Origin of the sequence: Planktothrix paucivesiculata PCC 9631, assembly GCF_900009265.2 — a bacterium.
Taxonomy (GTDB): domain Bacteria; phylum Cyanobacteriota; class Cyanobacteriia; order Cyanobacteriales; family Microcoleaceae; genus Planktothrix; species Planktothrix paucivesiculata.
In genome coordinates, this window is record NZ_LR735048.1 from 1 (window position 1) to 458 (window position 458).

General features: G+C 45.6%; 1 protein-coding gene. It reads left to right on the forward strand.

The features are described 5' to 3' along the window. Nucleotides 1-57: 57 nt before the first annotated feature. Nucleotides 58-458: hypothetical protein (locus PL9631_RS25540; protein ID WP_156090713.1), on the forward strand; the 401-nt coding region annotated here is incomplete at its 3' end.

Genomic DNA, 458 nt, shown 5'->3' on the forward strand with positions numbered 1-458 from the left:
AAAGCCATCAGAGCTAAATTAACCAGCGCCGATTGGTGTGTGTGGAGCTACCTTCAGATGCTTGACCCTTATGGCGATCGCTTAAAAGAAACACCAAACCCAGAACAAATCGCAGCGACTGTCGGACTATCGGAAAGACAGGTCAGACGCTCAATGCACAAGCTCGAAGAAATGGAGCTTTGGGAATTCAAAATCGTAGATATGAAAAGCCGTAATCTGGCTACCGTCAAGTCTGGACAAAGTTGTCCACAGCAGGACAAAGTTGTCCGCAATAAGACAAAGTTGTCCGAGTCTGGACAAAGTTGTCCGAGCCAGGACAAAGTTGTCCGCAATAAGACAAAGTTGTCCGATTCAACGCCTGAAACCCTTACCCAGAGCGGGTCGGATTTTCCTCATACTCTTAAGACTTATAAAGACTTTTTTAATACTCTCTCAGAACCGGAGCGAGAGAGATTTTT